At 67.1% G+C, this 20,379-nt stretch carries 13 protein-coding genes; 10 read left to right on the forward strand and 3 right to left on the reverse strand.

The features are described from left to right. The first annotated feature begins 47 nt into the window (after positions 1-47). The 6 genes from HT578_RS19755 to HT578_RS19780 all read left to right on the forward strand — a co-directional run bounded on the left by HT578_RS19755 (position 48) and on the right by HT578_RS19780 (position 11,701). Positions 48-578 (forward strand): RNA polymerase sigma factor, encoded by a 531-nt coding sequence (locus tag HT578_RS19755; protein WP_213501160.1) that lies wholly within the window; start codon positions 48-50, stop codon positions 576-578. 45 nt (positions 579-623) lie between these two features. Continuing rightward, complete coding sequence (locus tag HT578_RS19760) at positions 624-1,610, forward strand: FecR family protein (RefSeq protein ID WP_213501161.1); 987 nt, start codon at positions 624-626, stop codon at positions 1,608-1,610. A 3-nt stretch (positions 1,611-1,613) separates the two neighbouring features. Beyond that, positions 1,614-3,986, forward strand: coding sequence for a TonB-dependent receptor (locus HT578_RS19765; protein WP_213501162.1), 2,373 nt, complete (start codon positions 1,614-1,616; stop codon positions 3,984-3,986). Between the two features lie 65 nt (positions 3,987-4,051). Beyond that, positions 4,052-7,243, forward strand: coding sequence for an autotransporter outer membrane beta-barrel domain-containing protein (locus HT578_RS19770; protein WP_213501163.1), 3,192 nt, complete (start codon positions 4,052-4,054; stop codon positions 7,241-7,243). A 382-nt stretch (positions 7,244-7,625) separates the two neighbouring features. Further along, complete coding sequence (locus tag HT578_RS19775) at positions 7,626-9,908, forward strand: TonB-dependent receptor (protein WP_039387943.1); 2,283 nt, start codon at positions 7,626-7,628, stop codon at positions 9,906-9,908. 104 nt (positions 9,909-10,012) lie between these two features. Next, entirely contained in the window at positions 10,013-11,701 is a 1,689-nt protein-coding gene (locus HT578_RS19780; protein WP_213501164.1) for a glycoside hydrolase family 3 protein, read from the forward strand. A gap of 29 nt (positions 11,702-11,730) precedes the next feature. On the opposite strand, the gene HT578_RS19785 is transcribed toward HT578_RS19780, so the two are convergent. Continuing rightward, positions 11,731-12,789 (reverse strand): LacI family DNA-binding transcriptional regulator, encoded by a 1,059-nt coding sequence (locus tag HT578_RS19785; protein ID WP_239026370.1) that lies wholly within the window; start codon positions 12,787-12,789, stop codon positions 11,731-11,733. A gap of 186 nt (positions 12,790-12,975) precedes the next feature. On the opposite strand from HT578_RS19785, the gene HT578_RS19790 reads away from it, so the two are divergent. The 3 genes from HT578_RS19790 to HT578_RS19800 all read left to right on the forward strand — a co-directional run bounded on the left by HT578_RS19790 (position 12,976) and on the right by HT578_RS19800 (position 17,125). Then, a complete protein-coding gene (locus tag HT578_RS19790; RefSeq protein WP_052321893.1) occupies positions 12,976-14,319 on the forward strand; it encodes an MFS transporter in 1,344 nt (447 codons plus the stop codon). Beyond that, a complete protein-coding gene (locus tag HT578_RS19795; protein WP_239026371.1) occupies positions 14,316-16,049 on the forward strand; it encodes a sulfatase family protein in 1,734 nt (577 codons plus the stop codon). The genes HT578_RS19790 and HT578_RS19795 overlap by 4 nt, the downstream gene beginning before the upstream one ends. A 245-nt stretch (positions 16,050-16,294) precedes the next feature. Continuing rightward, a complete protein-coding gene (locus tag HT578_RS19800; protein WP_239026372.1) occupies positions 16,295-17,125 on the forward strand; it encodes an SGNH/GDSL hydrolase family protein in 831 nt (276 codons plus the stop codon). Here HT578_RS19800 and HT578_RS19805 read toward each other — a convergent pair. Together HT578_RS19805 and HT578_RS19810 are read right to left on the reverse strand one after the other, a co-directional pair. Next, a complete protein-coding gene (locus tag HT578_RS19805; protein ID WP_213501165.1) occupies positions 17,122-18,081 on the reverse strand; it encodes a toxin-antitoxin system YwqK family antitoxin in 960 nt (319 codons plus the stop codon). The two genes, HT578_RS19800 and HT578_RS19805, sit on opposite strands and share 4 nt — an antisense overlap. 49 nt (positions 18,082-18,130) lie before the next feature. Continuing rightward, complete coding sequence (locus HT578_RS19810) at positions 18,131-19,339, reverse strand: MFS transporter (protein ID WP_213501166.1); 1,209 nt, start codon at positions 19,337-19,339, stop codon at positions 18,131-18,133. Between the two features lie 123 nt (positions 19,340-19,462). On the opposite strand from HT578_RS19810, the gene HT578_RS19815 reads away from it, so the two are divergent. After that, complete coding sequence (locus HT578_RS19815) at positions 19,463-20,359, forward strand: LysR family transcriptional regulator (RefSeq protein ID WP_213501167.1); 897 nt, start codon at positions 19,463-19,465, stop codon at positions 20,357-20,359. The last annotated feature ends 20 nt before the right edge of the window (positions 20,360-20,379 follow it).

The raw sequence follows: 20,379 nt of genomic DNA on the forward strand, positions 1-20,379 counted from the left end.
CAGGGTTAGCGTCTAGCACATCAGGCGATGTGAACGAATGAACCGGGATGTCTGAGACCACGCCGCCATCGGGCCTTGAGGCCGCTTTCCTTGCGCACCGCGAGACCTTGCTGCGTTTCCTGCGCGCGCGCGGCGCGGGCGAGGCGGCCGAGGACCTCCTGCACGAGGTCTGGCTGCGCGTGAGTGCGCGCGACAGCGGGCCAGTGGCCGCGCCCTTGGCCTACCTGCATTCGGTCGCCAACTCGCTGATGATTGACCGCTATCGCTCGCAGCAGAAGGCCCAGGCGCGCGAGCGCGAATGGAGCGCGGCGCAGACGCTGACCGGGGAAGCCTCGCCGCAGCCCTCGGCCGAGCGCGAGGTCTTTGCCGCACGCGAAGCCGCGCGCGTGCTGGCGATGCTCGATGGCCTCGGCGCGCGGGTCGCCCGGGTGTTCCGCCTCCACCGGGTGGAGGGCATGGCGCAAAAGGACGTGGCCCGCGAAGTCGGTATCGGTCTCAGCACGGTCGAGGGCGATCTGCGCAAGGCCTACCGCGCGCTGGAGGAATGGAAACGGCACGGCGAAGGGGAGGAGCCATGAGGCTGCAGGCCGATGTCTCCGTCTGCGTCATGAAAGGAACGTGTGGTGCCCATTGACGAGACGATCCGCGCGCAGGCCCTCGACTGGGCCGTGCGGACACAGGACCCCGGTTTTGACCACTGGGAGAGCTTCACCATCTGGCTGGAGCAGGATCCGGCGCATGGCGTCGCCTACGATGCGGCCTGCGCGGCGGCGCTGGACGGCGCCGACCTCCTGGCGCGGACCGCTCCTGCCAACGATACCGAGCCCGCGATTGCCTCGCCGGATGAGGCCGAGGGCAACGCGGCCTGGGTCGAGGATACGCTGGAGAGCTACGCCCGCGTGCCGCGTCGGCGCTGGTTGGCAGGCGCGCTTGCGGCCAGCGTGGCGCTCGTGGCCGGGATCGGCATCTGGCACCAAAGCGGCCCTACTACCTACGAGGTGGCCACCGCAGTGGGAGAGACGCGCACCGTGCGTCTGGGCGGTGAGACGACCGTCACGCTGGGCGGGGATACCCGCCTTGCGATGGAGCAGGGCAATGCACGCTTTGTCCGGCTGGAGCAGGGACAGGCCCTGTTCTCGGTGCGCCACGATCCCGACGCGCCCTTTGAAGTCGCCGTGGGCGAGGAGCGGCTGCGCGATATCGGCACCGTCTTCGACGTACGGCACGTGGACGGGGCGTTGCGGGTTGCGGTGTCCGAGGGCGAGGTCGAGGTCAATCCCGAGCGCGAGAAGGTCCGCGTGAAGCCCGGGCAGGTCCTGACCCGGGCGGCCGGGGAGGATCGTTTCGAACTGGCCGCGATTGCGCCCGAACAGGTCGGGGAATGGCGCGCGGGACGCCTGACCTTCGTCGATGCCCCACTTGGCGAGGTGGCTTCCGATCTCACGCGCGCGACGGGAATCGCGTTTTCGGTGCGCCCTGAGGCGCGCGGGCGCACGGTTTCAGGCTCCTTGCAGATCGAGCCGATCCGAAAGGATCCGCAATCGCTCGGCGCGCTGCTTGGCCTTGGTGTTGCGCGCGAAGGCGCAGGATGGAGCCTGGGTCCCCGCTGAGCCATGCGCCAGGTCCTGAGCCTTTCTCTGGGCGCTGCCCTGGTGCTGGGCAGCGCGTGGCCCGTGTCCGTAGCTGCGCGGGGGCAGGAAAGCCGTGTCCACACCCAAGCTGGTAGCGCCTCGCAGGCGGCCATCGCGATTGCGCGCCAGACGGGGGCGAGTGTCGTCATCGTGGACCCCGCACTCGCGCGCCGCGCGGTGCCCGCGCTCGACGCGCACATTCCTGCGGCCGAGGCCGTGCGGCGGCTGGCGCGTGCGGCGGGGGGACGGGTCGTGGCGACCGGCCCGGCGGCCTGGCGCATCGAGCCGGTTTCCCGTCCGGCCCGCACGCTCCGCGCCGCGCCGCAGGTGCCCGAAGCCCCCCGCGAAATCACCGGCGCGCCGATCATTGTCCTTTCCAGCAAGCGCGAGCTGGCGCTTGGCGACCTTCCGGCCCAGGTCGCGATCCTGGAGCCCGAGGAACTGGAGGCGGGCGGCATCGGCGGGACCGAGAAGATCACCCGCCAGCTTCCGACGGTGGCCTCCACGCACCTGGGCAGCGGGCGCAACAAGCTGTTCATTCGCGGCATCGCGGATTCCAGCTTCACCGGCCCCACGCAGGCGACTGTGGGGCAGTATCTGGGCGACATGCGCCTCACCTATAATGCGCCCGACCCGGACCTGCGCCTCACCGACATGGCCCGCGTCGAGGTGCTGGAGGGGCCGCAGGGCACGCTCTATGGTGCTGGCTCGCTGGGCGGCATCATCCGGCTTGTCCCCCATGCGCCGGACCTGGACGACATCGCGGGTTCCGCCGTTCTGGGCGGCTCGCTCACGCGCCATGGCGAACCGGGCGTCGATGGCAGCGCCATGCTCAACCTGCCGCTGGTCGAGGGACGCGTAGGCCTGCGGGCCTCGCTCGATGCTCAGCGCACGGGTGGCTACATCGACAAGGCCCGTATCGATGGCCGCAACGTCAACGGCAGCGATATCCTGGGTGGGCGCGTGGCCTTGCGGCTTGAACCTGCGCCCGACTGGTCGGTGACCCTGATGGCCCTTGGCCAACGGACCGACAACGCCGACAGCCAGTATGCCGACCGGGAGGGATCCAGGCTGGAGAACGGCGCGCGCGTGGCCGAGCGGGCCGATGCGGACTACGCGATGGGGCAACTCGTCGTCGCGGGAAGGCTCGGGGCCGTCCGTCTGCGCTCGACGACGGGCCTCGTGCGCCAGACCTTGCGGGAGAATTTCGATGCGACCCCGCAAGGCGGGCCGCCGCGCCTCTTCACGCAGGCCAACCGCACGCGCATGGTGGCGCACGAAACCCGGCTCTGGCAGCCCGAGCGCGGGGGCGTGGGCTGGGTCGCAGGGGTGAGTTTTACCCACAACGAAACGCGCCTCAACCGCTCGCTGACGTCATTTGCACTGCGCGCGATCCCGGCTGGCGTGCGCAATGTCGTGGACGAGGGCACGCTCTATGGCGAGGCCAGCCTGCGCCTTGCCGCGCCGCTCGTCGCGACCGCGGGGGCGCGCATCACCCATTCGCGGCTGGGCGGCGGGGGTGAGGACATCCGGCCCGAGATCCAGCTCGCCCATGCCGCGATGGACATCGCCGCGCGCCGCTCCTTCACGACTGTCCTGCCCTCGGCAGCGCTCAACCTGACACTCGCGCCCGAGGCCTCGCTTTTCCTGCGCTACCAGGAAGGTTTCCGCCCCGGCGGCCTGGCCATCGAGAGCGAGTACGTCCGGCGCTTTCGCGATGACCACACGCAGACCTTCGAGGTGGGCGCACGTCGCGGCCAGCGGGGGCGCGGCGCGTTCGATTTCGCGCTCTCGCTCTCCTACACGCGCTGGCAGGACATCCAGGCCGACTTCATCGACGCGAGCGGCCTGCCCAGTACGGCCAATATCGGGGACGGACGGATCTGGACGGCGAGCGTGTCCGGGGGGCTGCGGCTGGCCCGGGGACTTCGGGCCGAGGCAGGCATTTCATGGAACCGCAGCAAGGTGGACGAGCCTGCACTGCCGCTCATGCTCCTCTCCACGCGCTCGATGCAGGTGCCCAACATTGCCCATCTGGCCGCGCGTGTGGCGATGAGCTGGGATCGCGAGCTTGGCGGCGATATCCGGCTGAAGGCGCAGGGCTGGGCCAGCTACGTCGGGCGTTCGCGTCTGGGCGTGGGGCCCGAACTCGGCGCGCCGCAAGGCGATTACCTCGACACCGGCGCGCTGCTGCGCGTGGGCACCGAGCGTCTTGGCGTGAGCCTTGGCATCACCAATATCGCCGATGTGCGCGGCAACCGTTTCGCCCTGGGGACGCCGTTTGGCACCGGGCGCGAGCAGGTCACGCCGCTGCGTCCGCGCACGCTGCGCATCGGTCTCGACACCGCGTTCTGAATTTTTTTCAAGGCTGTCCGCCCGTGGCTCCGTCCTATCGGTCAAAACGACCTGAAGGGACTGAAATGCCGCGATACCTGCTAGCCTCTACTGCCGTTCTTGCCCTCGCCGCCGCTGCGCAGCCGGCACTAGCCGAGGACGTCACCGACGCCCGCACATCCCCTTTGCGCACTTCGACCATTGCCGATGGCGCGCCCGGGTCCATCGCGATCACCGAGGATGGCTCGGTCACTCTCACGGGCGGCACGGCGGTGACGATGGACAGTAATCACGCCGTCTCCAACGCGGGCGAAATCGCGGTGAGCAACGGCCAGGCCGGGATCCTCGCCCAGGCCGGAACACAGGGCGACATCACCAACACCGGCACGATCACGGTGGATGAGCCTTACGCGCCTGAAGACGAGGATAACGACGGCGATCTCGACGGCCCCTTCGCGCTGGGTTCCAATCGGTACGGCATCCGCACGATGGGCGCGCACGAGGGCACGATCACGAACAGCGGTGAAATTGCAGTGCAGGGCAACGATTCGGCCGGTATCGCCCTTGGCGGTCCGCTGACCGGCGACCTTGTCCATGAGGGCGAAACGGTGGTGACGGGCGATCGCTCGGTTGGCATCGAGGCCGGGGACATCTCCGGCGACGTGCGCCTTGCCGGGACGATCCGCGCGCAGGGCGAGGATGCCATTGGCGCGCGCGTCTCTGGCGATGTGGGCGGTGCGATGGTGGTGCAGGGCACGCTTGCTGCCACCGGCTACCGCTATACCAGTGTTCCGGCCGATCCTTCGGACCTTGATGCGGATGACCTGCTCCAGGGCGGCTCGGCGCTCGTGATTGGCGGCGATGTCGCGGGCGGCATCGCGCTCGCCGTCGCGCCAGCTGACACCGATCCTGATGTCGATGATGAGGATGGCGACGGCCTGCCCGATGCCGACGAAGGCAGCGCCCGGGTCATCTCCTACGGCGAGGCCCCGGCCATGGTCATCGGGGCAGCGGACAGGGATATCGCCATTGGCGCGGTCGAGGGCACGGCGCGTGGTTACGGGCTCCAGGTCGATGGCGTGATTGAGGGGCGTGGCCTTTACGAAGGCGTTGACGCAAACGCGCTCGTCATCGGCGGGCAGGGCGGCGAGGTCGCGATTGCCAATGGTATCGGCGTCAACGGCACCATTGCTGCGCTGTCCGATGGCGGCAATGCAACGGCGGTGCGTATCGGTGCGGGCGCGGATGTCCCCGAACTGCGCAATGCCGGGACCATCCGCGCCTCGGGCGGGGAGCAGGTCGGCGCCATTCACGTGGAGCAGGGCGCATCTCTTGGGGCGCTGCGCAACAGCGGTACGATCCAGGCGACGAGCGGCGAGGACGGCACGACCTACGCCGTGCGCGATGAGAGCGGCACGCTGGCCGCGCTCGACAACAGCGGCGCGATCATCGCCAGCGGTGCGGACGGCACGAACGTGGCGATAGACCTGTCCGCGGCAAGCGGAGATGTGACGGTGCGCCAGACGGCGGTCGCGGCGGGCTACGATGCTCCCGAGATTACGGGCGATGTACGCCTTGGCAGCGGCAACGACACGCTCTCGATTGCCGATGGCACGCTGACCGGCAATGTCGCGTTCGGGGCGGGCGACAACACGCTGACGCTCTCGGGCGATGCCGTGCAGACAGGCGATGTGACGTTCGGCTCGGGCGCGGATCGGGTGAGCTTGGAAGGCTCGGCCAGCTATGAAGGCACGCTCGATTTCGGCGGCGGTGCGGACCGGCTTGATCTTGCCGGGAATGCCTATTTCATGGGCGCGCTCGTCAACGCAGGCCAGGCTGCGGTCACGCTCTCGGGCGGTGCGCTGGATCTGCGCAGCCCGGCCAGCATCGGCTCGCTCGAGGTGGGGGAGGGCAGTGTCCTGGTGGCCACGCTCGATTCCGCGCCGGGACAGGGCAGCGCCTACAATGTGGCGGGTACCGCGCGGTTCGCGGAGGGCTCGCGCCTTGCCTTGCGGCTGGCCGATGTCACGACCGCCGAAGGCAGCTACGAGGTCCTGACGGCGGGCACGCTGGAAGGGCGCGACAATATCGAGACCGTCACCGACCTGGTGCCCTTCATGTTCAAGGCACAGCTTGATGAAGAGGCCGGCGCCAATTCCATCGTCGTCGACATCGCGCGCCGCACGCGCGAGGAACTGGGGCTCAACCGTTCGCAGGCGAGCGCCTATGACGCGGCCTTTGCCGCCCTTGCCGCCGATGAGGAGATCGAGGATGTGTTCCTTGCCATCACCGATGGCGACACCTTCCGCGACACCGTGGGGCAGATGCTCCCCGACCATGCGGGCGGAGGCTTCGAGGGTATCAGCCTGGGCGTACGCACGCTGGCCCGCCAGCTCCAGGATCCGCCGCATCCCGCAGGCGATAAAAGCCGCTTCTCGACCAACGTGAACCTGGCCTTCTGGGGGAGCGAGAAGGATACCGGGGCGACTGCGGCCTATGACCTCAATGGCTATGCCTGGTCGCTTACCGGGGAATACCGCACCGGCATCGGCTATTTCGGTGCGACGGCTTCCTACATCTGGAACCAGCACACGAGCGGCGCGGCGAGCGAGGTCAAGTCCCAGTCGGTCGAGGGCGCGGTGCACTGGCGTGGGCATTTCGGCCCGATCGGGGGCTTTGCGCGCGCCTCCATCGGCCATGCCGACTTCGACAGCGAGCGCACCTTCTCGGGCGTGACGGCGCAGGAGACCGTCTCGCGCACGATCGATGGCAGCTGGAACGGCCGCTTCGTCAGCGCCATCGGCGGCATCTCGGCCGAGGGAGGCAGCCAGCACTTCTTCTTCCGCCCGCAGGTCTCGCTCGACTACGTGCGCCTGAAGGAAGACGGCTACGGCGAAACCGGCGACGATGCGCTGGGCCTCCTGGTCGAGGATCGCACCAGCGACGAGCTTGGCCTCAATGCGGGGATGACCGTGGGCGTCGATGTGCTGGGCATGTCGGCGGGCGATGAAGGCTGGATGCGGATCGAGACCGAAGGCGGCTGGCGCGAGGTGCTGAGCGGCGGTCTTGGCGCGACCACGGCGCGCTTCGGTACCGGTGAGGTCGAGCCGGGCGAGGCGTTCCGGCTCGATCCCGATGGTACGACCGGCGGCTGGTACGGGCGCCTGCGGGCCTATGGTGGCCCCAGCGGCTTCATCATGGGCGGCGAGCTCTCGGCTGACCGCCGTCACGGCGAGGTCGCCCTGGCGCTTCGGGGCAGCGTCACTGTGAAGTGGTAAAGTGCGGCGACAGGCCGGTGGGGAGGGGACGGCGCCTAGGTGTCGCTCCCTCCTGGCCGCCTGTCGGGCATCGCGCAGGAAGTGCCTCAGCCCCCGGTGCAGACCGGGGGCTTTTTGCATGCCGCAGGACCGATCGTCTCTGTCGCGGCTCCCCCTCAACGCAGATTCGCAAAGGCCCTCAAAGCCGCACGAATCGGGGCTTTCAGGGTGTTTCGAGGCCGGTCCACTGTGCGCATTTTGCAACGCATTCCCGGGAAAGCCGCCGCACAATCAGCGACTTGCCAATTTGGCTTGACGAAATCCGGGCAAATGATTTAGCGCTAAAAACAACAGGCAGATGCGGAGCGCATTGAAGCCTGACGTGTTTAGTGGAGAGGATCCGATGAATTTCCGAAAGACTGAGCTGGCCTGCGGTATCGCGGCCGGTGTGATGGCACTGGCGCTGGGCGCTCCGGCCTTCGCGCAGGACATGGCAGCCGAAGCGGGCGCCGACGACACCGTCACCGGCAATGCCATCATCGTCACCGCGAACATGCGTGAGGAAACGCTTCAGGAAGTCCCCATCGCGGTTTCGGTCGTCAGCGGCGAGCAGCTGCAGGCAGCGGGCGTCAGCGCGGTCGAGGGTCTTGTCCAGGTCTCTCCCTCGCTCACCTTCACCCAGGGCGACAATCCGGGTGACAGCTCGCTCAACATTCGCGGTATCGGCACCACCGTGTTCTCGGTCGCGACCGAGCCTGCCGTCTCGATCGTCGTCGACGACGTCGTGATGGCGCGCGCAGGGCAGGGCTTCCAGGACCTCATCGACGTGCAGCGCGTCGAAGTCCTGCGCGGTCCCCAGTCGACCCTGTTCGGCAAGAACGCCTCGGCTGGCCTGGTCTCGGTCACGACGTCGGATCCGACCTCCTACCTCTCGGGCAAGGTCGACGGCAGCTTCGCCCAGGGCGGCGAATGGCAGGCACGCGGCATCATCTCGGGTCCGGTGGCCAAGGATGCGGGCCTCAGCGTCAGCGGCTACTACAAGGATTACGATGGCTTCATCGACAATGTCTCGGGCATCGGCGATGACAAGCTGGGCGGCTATCGCAACTACGGCGGCCGTGCCAAGTTCGTCTACGAGCCCCACAACGACCTCAAGATCACGCTGATCGGCGACTACCGCAACGGCACCAACGATGCGAGCCCGACCCTGCGCGCGGTCGATGGCCAGGCCTATGCCGACGCGATCGCGCCGGTCGTGGCCTCGCCCGACAACCGCGACGTCAACCTCAACGCGGACACCACCAACGACAGCGAACAGTGGGGCGTCTCGGGCCGCATCCAGGCGCGCCTGAACGACGACCTCCAGCTGGTCTCGATCACCGCCGTGCGCGGCTGGGACTTCACCGCCCGTTCGGACGTCGACTACACCTCGCTTTCCGAGCCGGTGCCCGGCGTGAACCTGTGGGACGTCAACACCGGCACCACCAACCTCAAGCAGTACTCGCAGGAACTGCGCGTGGTCTCGGGTGACCTCGGCGGCTTCGACGTGCTGTTCGGCGGCTATGCCTTCCTGCTCGACCTCGACACCGGCTTCCAGCGTCGCCAGATCTTCCCGGCCGGTCCGCGCAGCGGCCAGTTCACGGGTTCGACCAAGAACACCAACCTTGCCGTCTTTGCCAGCACCAACATCTACCTCACCGACACGCTCGAGATGTTCGGTGGCCTGCGCCTCCTCCATGAGACGTTGGACTGGGACGTGTACCGTGACCCGGCCGATGTGCTTGTCGCCGGAGACAGCGCGCTTGGCGGGGCTGCGGGCGTTGCGGCCGACTTCGATGGCAAGACCAGCGACACCGCGCTCGTCGGCAAGATCGGTCTGCGCTACCAGCTGGGCAGCCTTGGCAACGCCTACGCCAGCTATTCGCGTGGCTACAAGGGCAAGGGCTTCAACCTGATCTTCGCCGCGCAGCCCAACTACGAGCCGGTCGACGCTGAGCAGTCCGACGCCTTCGAAGTCGGCGCCAAGCTGCAGAGCCTGGACGGCGTGTGGTCGCTCAACGCGGCGGTGTTCTACACCAAGTACAAGAACTTCCAGTCGCAGGCGCAGCTGCCCGGTGACGTCGCGTTCTACCTGCTCAACGCCGGTTCGACCTCGACCAAGGGTATCGAGCTGGAAGGTACCATTCGCCCGACTTCGCTCACCACGGTGAACCTGGGCATGACACTGCTCGATGCGCGCATCGACTCCTTCCCGCTCGGCCCGTGCTATCGTGGCCAGACCGCGGCCGAGGGCTGCGTCGATGGAGTGCAGGATCTGGCGGGCGGCGATCTGCCCAACGCGCCCGACTTCCGTCTCACCGGCTCGCTGCGTCAGACCGTGCCCTTCGGTGACAGCGCGCCCGTCGATGGCTTCGTGATGGTCGATGGCAGCTACCAGACCAAGGTGTCCTACCAGATTGACCAGAACCCGCGTGCCGCGCAGGGGGGCTTTGGCCTGGTGAACCTCTCGGCCGGTGTGGAATCGAAGGATGACAGCTACTCGGTGACTGTCTTCGTGCGCAATCTGTTCGACCAGAACAACGTGTCCAACATCTTCGACTCCGGCTTCAATGGCGGTCGTACCTACCAGCAGGTCCTGCGCGATGGCGCACGCTACTGGGGGGTGCGCGCGTCCTACAGTTTCTGAGGGCCCACCCTCCCTCAGGAAAACCGTCTGGCGGCGGCCCGCTCTCTCCTCCTCCTCCCAGGGCCGCCGCCAGCACATCCGCCACCAAGATGGACCTGGCCTAGATGACCGAATGCGAACTGAATGACCCTGTGACCATCGATCCCCTGGCGCTTGCGCCCGAGGATCGGGCCTGGGTCGAGGCCACGCTCGACACGCTCAGCGTCGAGGGCAAGGTCGGTCAGCTCTTCGCACTCAGTTCGATCGGCGATGACCTCGCCGAAATTTCCCGCCACTGCGCACTGGGCGTGGGCGGGATCCACCGCTTCCCCGGGCACGACCTCAAGGCGGCCTGGGAAGCGACCCGCGCGGCCATCCAGGGATCACGCATTCCCCCGCTCATCAGCGGTGATATCGAAGGGGGCACGGTCAGCCAGGCCTTCGCCACCGCCGTTCCCAACCAGATGGGCCTGGCCGCCTGCGCAGACGAGGACCTCTCGCGCCGTATCTCGGCGATCGTCCTTCGCGAAGCGCGCCGTCAGGGCTTCAACTGGACCTTCAGTCCGGTCGTCGACATCAACCGCAATTTTCGCAACCCGGTCGTGGGCACGCGATCCTACGGTTCGGACATGGCGACGATCCTGCGCGAAGCCGGAATCATGACCGAGGTGCTCCAGGCGGGCGGCATCGCCACTTGCGCCAAGCACTGGCCGGGCGATGGCATCGATGACCGCGACCAGCATCTCGTCACCAGCGTCAACGGCCTCTCCATGGACGCGTGGCACGCGAGCTTCGGCGAGATCTACCGCACGATGTTTGCCAAGGGCGTCATGTCGGTGATGTCCGCGCATATCGCGTTGCCCGCCGCCTTTCCCGCCGATGCCGGGGCCGGGCGGTTCGTACCCGCCTCGGTTTCGAAGCGCCTCAACCTCGAACTCCTGCGCGGCGAACTGGGCTTCAAGGGCCTGATCGTTTCCGACGCGACTCCCATGGGCGGGCTCACCGGCTGGCAAGAGCGCGCCGAGGCCGTGCCTGCCGTGATCGAGAACGGCTGCGACATGTTCCTGTTCTCGCCCGATCCGGGCGGGGATTATCGCCACATGATGGACGGCCTGCGCCGCGGCGCGCTGAGCGAGCAGCGCCTTGAAGATGCCGTGCGCATGATCCTGACGCTGAAGGCCCGGCTTGGCCTTCACCGCATGGCCCTGGATGAATGGGTGCCCCCGCTTGAGGAGGGCACCACACGCCTCTCCACGCCCGAGAGCGAGGCCGTGGCGGCCGAGGCCAACGCGCGCGCGATCACGCTGGTCAAGGACACGCAGGACCTGCTGCCGCTTGACCCTGCACGGCACAGGCGCGTGGTGCTACTGGCCGAGGAAGGCTGGAACTTCATCTCCGGCGCGCTGCCGCGCAGTCTCGATGTCTTCTGCGAGGACATGCGCCAGGCCGGTTTCGACTTGCGCATGTACGATGCCGAGACCCCTCCGGCGCCTGAAGACACCGACCTTGTCGTCTACCTCATCGGCCAGGAGGCAACCGCCAGCCTCTCGCACATCTATCTTGACTGGACCGCGCTTCACGGCGGCGCGCGCAAGGCGATGAAGCGCTTCTCGCGCGAGATCCCGACGCTGATGATCTCGCTGGGCCAGCCCTATTATCTCTACGATGCGCCCGACGTGCGCACCTACATCAATGGCTACAGCGCGCTGCCCTCGGTGCAGTCCGCGCTGGTCGAACGGCTGCTCGGCAAGGCGCCGTTCACGGGTGTGAGCCCGGTCGATCCCTTCTGTGGCGAAGAGCAGCTTCGCTACTGAAACCGGAGCGCTTCGGGTCGCAACGCGCCTCAGGACGAAGGGGGCGCAACCGAATTCCGCTCGATGATCTGGTAGTCGACGAAGGTGGTTCCCCCTGGAGCCGCCTTCGTCTCCTTGTCGCGCGCCTGCAGCTCGGCCACGAGATGACGGGTGGCGACTTCGGCGATCTCGCCGAGCGGCTGGCGCACAGTGGTGAGCGCGGGCCAGATCTTTACGGCGATGGGCGTGTCGTCAAAGCCCACCACCGAGATATCTTCGGGAATGCGCAGGTTCGTGCGCAGCGCCACGTTCACGAAGGCAGCGGCCATGTCGTCGTTGCCTGCGAACATGGCGGTGATCGTGCGCTTGCCGGGCAGGATTTCTTCGGCGAGGCGCAGGCCCGCATCGAAGGTTGGGCGGGCGTTCCAGACCAGCGCTTCATCCAGTGTCAGGCCCTGGTCGGAGAGCGCGCGGGCGTAGCCGGCAAAGCGGCTTTCCCCGGCAAGGCTGGGAATACGCACGAAGCCGATGCGACGGTGGCCCGCGCGCAGCAGGATGCCGGTCGTCTCATAGGCCGCCTGTTCGTCGTCGATGCGCACGCAGTGCATGTTGGCCAGTTCCCGGCCCGCGGCGAGGGCGACCATGGGGACGTCGTATTCCTCCGGCAGGCCGGCCGCGCTCACCCGTTCGCACAGCGGTGGGGGCAGGAGCAGGCCGTCGGGTGACGTGTTCAGGAACTCGCGCACCGAATCCAGCGGGTTCTTCTGGTCGTAGACCTTGATGTTGAGCTGCACGCCGAGCCGGGCCGAGGCATTGAGCGTGCCGACCAGCATCGCGCTCAAGAGCGCGCTGTCGCTGTCGCGGTGGAGCAGGCCGATGCGGTAATTGCTGGCGCTGGCCAGCGCACGGGCGGCGGTGTTGGGCCGGTAGTCGAGTTCGGCGATGGCCTTCAGCACGGCGTCGCGCGTGGCGGGAAGAACACTCGGCTTGTTGTTGAGAACATTGGAAACCGTCATCGAGGAGACACCGGCATGGCGCGCGACGGCGGCCATCGTGACCCCGCCGCCCGAACGCCTGCGCGATCGTGTGCCCACTTTCTTGTCCATCATCCACGTCCCCGGTCTTCCCCGGGCTGGTTGACAAAGGCCCGAGCTTTCACTAGCAATTTAGCGCTACATTGCGTCATGCCGTCCTGTCTTGCAAGACAGTTCGTACAGGTGCAATCGCTTCGTGTCGCCAGACTGCACGCTAAAGAACACGGCGCAAACGATAATGCGCACTGCGAGAGGATCCCGATGACCGCCACCCCCGCATCCGAGGCCGCCACCGAGGCGCCCTGGCCACCTGCGCGCGAAGCCTGGACCGCCGCGTTCCTGCTCATGCTGGCCTATACGCTGGCCTTTGTCGACCGCCAGGCGCTGGCGCTTCTGGTGCAGCCGATCAAGGAGGACTTCGGGGTCAGCGATACCGCGATGAGCCTGCTCTACGGCCTCTCGTTCACGCTGTTCTACGTCCTCGTCGGGATCCCGGTCGCCTGGGTGGCGGACCGCTCGAACCGGCGCAACATCATCGCGGCCTCGATCTTCATCTGGAGCCTGGCGACGGCGGCCTGCGGCATGGTGCGCAGCTTCACCGGCCTGTTCACCGCGCGCATCGCGGTGGGCGTGGGCGAGGGCGGCCTTTCGCCCTCGGCCTACTCGATCCTCGCCGACTACTTCCCCAAGGAGAAGCTGGGCCTGGCGATGGGCGTCTACAACATGGGCGTCTACTTCGGCGGCGCGGGCGCGCTGATCCTGGGTGGCCTCATTGCAGGCGCCATTCCGCCCAATTCCGATGTTCTCATTCCGCTGCTCGGCACGATGAAGGGCTGGCACATCATCTTCCTGCTGCTGGGTATTCCGGGCGCGCTGCTCTCGCTTGCGATGTTCCTCGTGCGCGAGCCCAAGCGCCGTGGCAGCGTCAGCGACGCACAGCCCGCAGCGGCGCCCATGGGCCACTTCTTCAGCCAGCTGCGCACGCACGGACGCGCCTACTTCGGGATCATCGTCGGCTTCTCGCTGATGATCTTCGTGGGCAACGGCACAGGCGCCTGGATCCCGGCCTTCCTGGAACGTTCCTACGGCATGAACATCAGCGAGATCGGCGCGTCCTATGGCTGGATCGTGTTCTTCTGCGGCACCGGCGGCGCGCTTTCGGGCGGCTTCGTGGCGAGCGCGCTGGAAAAGCGCACGCCCTATGGCAACCTCAAGGCCGCCGTCATCGGCTTTACCGCGCTGATCCCGCTTACCATCGGCTTCCCGCTGATGCCGACCGCCTCGCTGGCGCTCGCCGGGATCGGGGCGATGAACTTCTTTGCAGGGTTCAACTTTGGCGGCGGTCTTGCTGCTCTTCAGGGGCTGACCCCCAACCGCATGCGGGCGATGGTCTCCGTCGTCTACATGCTCTCGATCAACCTGATCGGTTCCACCCTCGGCCCGACGGCCGTGGCGCTGGTGACCGACCTCGTCTTTGGCGACCCGGCGCGGGTGGGCGAATCCATTTCGCTCGTGTGCGCGGTGGCCTCGCCGCTGGCTCTCGTCCTGCTGCTGGTGGGCATGGCCGGCCTCAAGGCATCTGCCCGGAAGGAAAATGTGGCATGAAGAACCTCCCCTCGCGCAAGAGCCCACTTGGCGCGCGCATGAAGAAGCTCGCCCTGGCCCTTGCAGGCACGGCGGCGATTGCCAGCCTGCCGCTGTCCACGGCGCCGGTGCAGGCCCAGTCGGCGGCCCCAAGGGCCGAAGCCGGCGCGCAGCCGGTGCGCACCGTCGATGGCAAGCCGATGAACATGATCTTCGTGCTTGTCGATGACCTGCGTTTCGATGCCATGGGCTTCCTGACGCCGGGCCTCAACACGCCCAACATCGACTATCTCGCCAGCCACGGGACCTATTTCCCCAACGCGGTGGTGACTTCTTCGCTGTGCAGCCCGAGCCGGGCGACGATCCTGACCGGCCAGACCGCGCGCAACCACGGCGTGATCGACAATACCAATTCGAGCGAGAAGGGCCTCACCTTCTTCCCCAGCTACCTTCAGCAGGCGGGCTACCAGACCGGCTTCTTCGGCAAGTGGCACATGGGCGATGCCAATGCGGACCCGCGCCCCGGATTCGACCGCTGGGTCAGCTTCCAGGGGCAGGGCACCTATTTCCCGACCGAGCGTCTTTCGCCGGAGGAAATTGCGGCGGGCAAGCGCCAGCAGCTCAACGTCGATGGCGTGGAGGTGAACCGCCAGAAGTACATCACGACCGAGCTTACCGACTATGCGCTCGACTGGCTGAAGGAGCGCGACACGAAGCAGCCCTTCTTCCTCTACCTCAGCCATAAGGCGGTCCATTCCGACCCGACGCCCGAGGAAAGCCACAAGGGCGAATACGCGGATCTTGATGTCGATCTGCCCGAGAGCTGGGCGGACACGCCGCGCAACAACGAAGGCAAGCCCATGTGGGTGCGCAACCAGCGCAACAGCTGGCACGGCGCGGACTTCCCCTACCACACCGACGAGCCGCTGCCCGAGTATATCCGGCGCTATTACGAGACGCTGGGCTCGGTCGACGACAGCCTTGGCCGCATCCTCACGTACCTGCGCAAGAACAAGCTCGATCGCAGCACGATGATCGTGTTCTATTCCGACAACGGTTTTCTGTTCGGCGACCACGGCCTGATCGACAAGCGCAACGCCTACGAGCCTTCGGTGCGCATGCCGATGGTGGTCTGGGCGCCCGAGATCGTGCCCGAGGGCAAGACCGTGCCCAACCTGGTGCGCAATCTCGACCTCGCCCCGACGTTCCTCGATCTGGCGGGCGTGGCTGAGCCTGAACAGATGGAAGGCAAGAGCTTCCTCTCGCTCGCCGAGGGACGCACCGCGCCGGAAAACTGGAAGGCGGGCGACTTCGTCTACGAGTATTACTGGGACTGGCAGTTCCCGCAGACACCGACCACCTTCGCCATCGAGCGCGACGGGTGGAAGTACATCCAGTACCACGGCATCTGGGATACCGAGGAACTCTACAACGTGGCGCAGGACCCCGAGGAACTGCACAACCGCATCGAGGATCCCGCCCAGCTTGACCGTAAGAACGAGCTGCGCGCCGCCCTCTATGCCGACCTCGCCAACCAGCGGGGCAAGCACGACATCCCCTACACGCAGCGCGCCAGCAAGGGCCTGGTCCTGCGCCACAAGGATGGTCACCGCGCGGCCGACTTCCCGAGCGAGTGGTACGCAGAGCCCAACCTTCCGGGCAAGATGAACGACCTCTATCCTGACACCGAGGCCAAGATCGAGGCCGACCGCAAGGGGGAGCGCTACGTCCCGGACCGCCGCGGCCACTAAGCCACGCATCTGACGGAATGAGAAAGGCCCGGTCGCTCGTGGGAGCGGCCGGGCCTTTTCCTTGGTTGCATGTCCGTGCGGTACGTTCACGTTGCCAGCCTGTCCTTCGTGCCGCGCAATCCACGACCGGCCACAAGGAAGGCAGCCCCCGGGGACTGAGAAAGTTCGCCGTTTTCAAGTGCGCCGCGCTGGTCTAGCTCTGCCCCGAATGAAACGCACTGCGGGAACGTCCCGCTCACGAGAGGATGAGTAGACCCATGCGCCATGCCGCCACCGCGATTGCCGGAGCCCTTGCCCTGAGCACAGCACTCGGGGTGCCTGCCGGTGCACAGACGCGCGTGGAGGGCGATCCCCATGTGCAGGACCCGGTGGGCATCGTCGAAGAGCCGTGCCCGCACCATGCGATGCCGAGCGACGGGGACGGGTGGCACATCTGGAATCTCCACATGCTGACGCGCGACTTCGGCCAGATGTGCCGCTACGCCGAGGCGAACACGGCGCTCAAGGCAAAGAACGCTCCGGTGGAGGTTGTCTTCATGGGCGATTCGATCACTGACAACTGGCAGAACATCGACCCGGATTTCTGGACGAACGGCCGCGTGGACAGGGGCATCTCGGGCCAGACAACGCAGCAGATGCTGGTGCGCTACCGGGAAGACGTGCTCAAGCTGAAGCCCCGCGCGGTCCATATCCTGGCGGCCACCAACGACATCGCCGGGAACACCGGGGCGGCGACGATGGCGCAGGTCACCGGCAACATCGAGACCATGGCCGAACTCGCCCGTGCGCACGGGATCAAGGTCATCCTGGGCTCGGTGCCCCCGGCAAAGGCCTTTCCCTGGGCGCGCGACAAGCACCCCGATCCCCAGGTGCGCGCGCTCAACGCCTGGCTAAAGGCCTATGTGGCGCGCGAAGGGTTCACCTATGTCGACTACTGGAGCGCACTTGCGGCCCCCGACGGGGCGATGCGGGAGGGGCTTTCTTCGGACGGCGTGCACCCCACCGCGAAGGGCTATGCGATCATGGCCCCGCTGGCGAAGGCCGCCATCGCCCATACGCTTGGGAGCGCCGATTAAGGACAGTCGTCGGGCGGCTCGGCGTGGAAAGCGGGCGTGAGAAGTTCATGGTCGAAGGCCTCGACCCGCTCGACCAGCTTGCCGCACCGGCGGATTGTTTCCAGGCGATAGACACCGGGCGCTAGCGAATAGCCCATTTCGGCAAGGCGGCGGGGATCGTCGGTTCCGCTCTGGATGACGGTGCGTGTCTCGCAGCCGTTGTACTCGGTGGTCTCCAGCCCGCGGCCGTGCCCGGGAATGTCGAGGGGATGGCTCTCGCGCCGCATCGAGCCGTCTGGGTTGTAGGCCGCGCCGCGCAGGAAGCGCCCCGCCTCGTCGTATTCGGCCAAGGCGAGGAGAGTGCCGTCCTTGCTCCACAGCGGTTGCGGACCGACAGGGCGCCCCATGGCGTAGTGCTTGTGGCCGACCGCGCCTGAGCTCCGGAATTCTACCTGGTCGCCATCGGCGCGACCCTGGCGGTAGTTGCCGAATTCCTTGAGCCGCCCGTCGCGCGCGTAGTTGATGTAGGGGCCGTCGCGCTTGCCCTCGTGCCAGTGTGCCTTGGAGGCGAGCTGGCCGTTCTCGTGAAAGACGTAGTAGTCGCCCTCAAGGCCGCTGGGGCCATAGGTCCAGCGTTCGAGGAGGGTGCCGTCTTGCGACCAGTGGCGGTAGAGGCCATCGAGCGCGCCCTCGCTCCAGCTGCGTTCCAGCGCCAGGGCGCCTGTGGGATAGAACTGGCGGTCGAGCCCGTCCTTGCGCCCGTCGCGGCACTCGACGCGGCGGCGCAAGCTGCCGTCAGCTGCGCGAAGATCGAGAATGCCGGTGAAGGCGTCGCGCTGGGATACGGCGCAGAGCTCGGCTTCGGAATAGTCGCGCTGGTAGGGCTTCTCGACGGCCTCGGAGGGCGTGCCATAGGCTGGGGCGGCGGCGAGCGCGGCGGCGATGACGGCCAAACTTCCGTGAATAGGCAAGGACATGGGGCGCGTTCTACGGATCACGCCCCCGACCTTGCAAGGGAAGTCCGGTTCAGGCGGTCACTGCGCGGGTCTTCTGGAAGCGGGCCAGTGCGATGGCGGCGGCGGCGGCGAGGGTAAGGACGAGCGCGCTCACCATGAACTCGTGCACCGCGCCCAGCGTGTCGAAGCCGATCCCGCCCAGCGTTGCGCCCAGGGTAATGGAGACCTGGATGATCGCGACCATCAGGCCGCCACCCGCTTCGGCGTCTTCGGGCACGGTGCGGGCCAGCCAGGTCCACCAGGCGACAGGCGCGGACGTGGCGGCGAAGCCCCAGATGGCGAGCAGCGGAATGGTGACAGGCAGCATGTCGCCGAACTGGGCAAGGGCCAGCGCGACCGCGGCCATGACCGCAGGAAGGGCGGCCAGCAGGGCAAACAGGCGCCCCTCGACAATACGCCCGACGACGAGTGTGCCGACGAAGCCCGAACCGCCTACGACGAGCAGCAGCGTGGAGAGCAACGAGACGCCCACGCCGGTCACCTGTTCCAGGAAGGGGCGCAGGTAGGTGAAGAGCGAAAACTGGCCAATGAAAAGGAGCGCGACCGTCACGAGGCCCGCGGTCAGAGGAGCATGGCGCAGCAGGTCGAGCAGGCGTCCGCCCTGGGCCTTGCGGTCAGGGTGCAGGCGCGGGAGCGCAAAGGCCTGCCAGGCTACGGCCAGGACCGCCAGTGGAACAACGCACCAGAACGCGCCGCGCCACCCGATCCATCCGCCCAGCAGGCTTCCCAGCGGCGCGGCCAGCGTCATCGCCAGCGCATTGCCGCCGTTGATGATCGCCAGCGCCTTGGGCACGTCGGCATCGGGCACGAGGCGGATCGAAACGGCCGCGGACATCGACCAGAAGCCCCCCAGGGCAAGGCCCAGGAACGCACGGCCGGTCATCAGTACGGCGTAGCTGGGCGCAAGCGAGACAAGCACGCTCGCGATGACGAGGAGCGTGGTCAGGGCAAGCAGGACGTGCTGGCGCTGCAGGCTGCGGGTCAGACGGCCGAGCGAGAGGCTGGCGATGACGGCAAAGAGACCGGAGGCGGCGATGGTCTGCCCAGCCTGGCCCTCGGTCAGGTCAAGCGAGGCGGCCATCGGGCTCAGCAGGCTGACCGGCAGGAATTCGGAGGCGACCAGCACGAAGCTGCACAGGGCCATCGCATAGACCGCGCCCCAATGGGCTGGGCTTTCAGACGGCGATGGCGAGGTGGGGGAGGTGTGCGGGGAATTCATGGTTATCAGGTCCGGTTCGGGCAGGTCTGTGCCGTGCGTGGTCGGGGAGCGTGCCCTCTAGGGGATCTCTCGCAATTGAATTAGAGGGTATTTTCTTGAATGCTTTATGAGTAAGGCTCAGGAATGGAACGCCATGACCTGTCCGACTTCGTTGCCTTCGTGACGATCGCGCGCCTGCGCAGCTTTACCCGTGCGGCGGCACAGCTGGGGGTGACACCGTCAGCGCTCAGCCACCGCATGAAGGCGCTGGAGGCGCGTCTGGGCATCCGCCTCCTCAACCGCACGACGCGCAGCGTCTCGCCGACCGAAGCCGGGGAACGGCTGCTCGGGTCGGTCGGGGCGAAACTCGATGGGATCGAGGCCGATATCGCCCAGCTGGCCGAGCTGCGTGACCGGCCGGCGGGAAACATCCGGGTGAACTCGGACGAACTGGCCGCGCACAAGATCCTCTGGCCGATGTTGCGCGATTTCCTACCGCGCTTTCCCGACATCAACGTCGAAGTCACCATCGACAACGGCTTCACGGACATCGTGGCGAGTGGCGCCGATGCGGGCGTGCGGCTTGGCGGGGTGGTCGAGAAGGACATGATCGGGGTCGCAATCTCGCCGCCGCTGCGGATGCTCGCCGTCGCCGCACCTGCTTACTTCGCGAAACATGGACGGCCCAGGACACCGCGTGACCTGGTCGATCACGCTTGCCTCAACTACCGCTTCACATCGAACGGGGGGATCTACGCCTGGGAGTTCGAGGAGCAGGGGCAGGCGCTCGATGTGCGCGTGGGCGGCCAGCTCATCTTCAACAGCATCTTCCCGATCATGCAGGCCGCGCTCGATGGGGCCGGGATCGGGTGCGTGCTCGACATCCATGCGGCCGAGCATCTGGAAAGTGGGGGCCTGGAGGCCGTGCTGGAGGACTATTCGCTGCCCTTCGAGGGCTACCAGCTCTATTACCCGAGCCGCCGCCAGCCCACGCCCGCCTTCTCCGAATTCGTGAAGGCGCTGCACTACCGGGGCGGATGAACCGGCCCGGTCGCGCAGCG

Origin of the sequence: Novosphingobium decolorationis (genome assembly GCF_018417475.1) — a bacterium.
Classification (GTDB): Bacteria; Pseudomonadota; Alphaproteobacteria; order Sphingomonadales; family Sphingomonadaceae; genus Novosphingobium; species Novosphingobium decolorationis.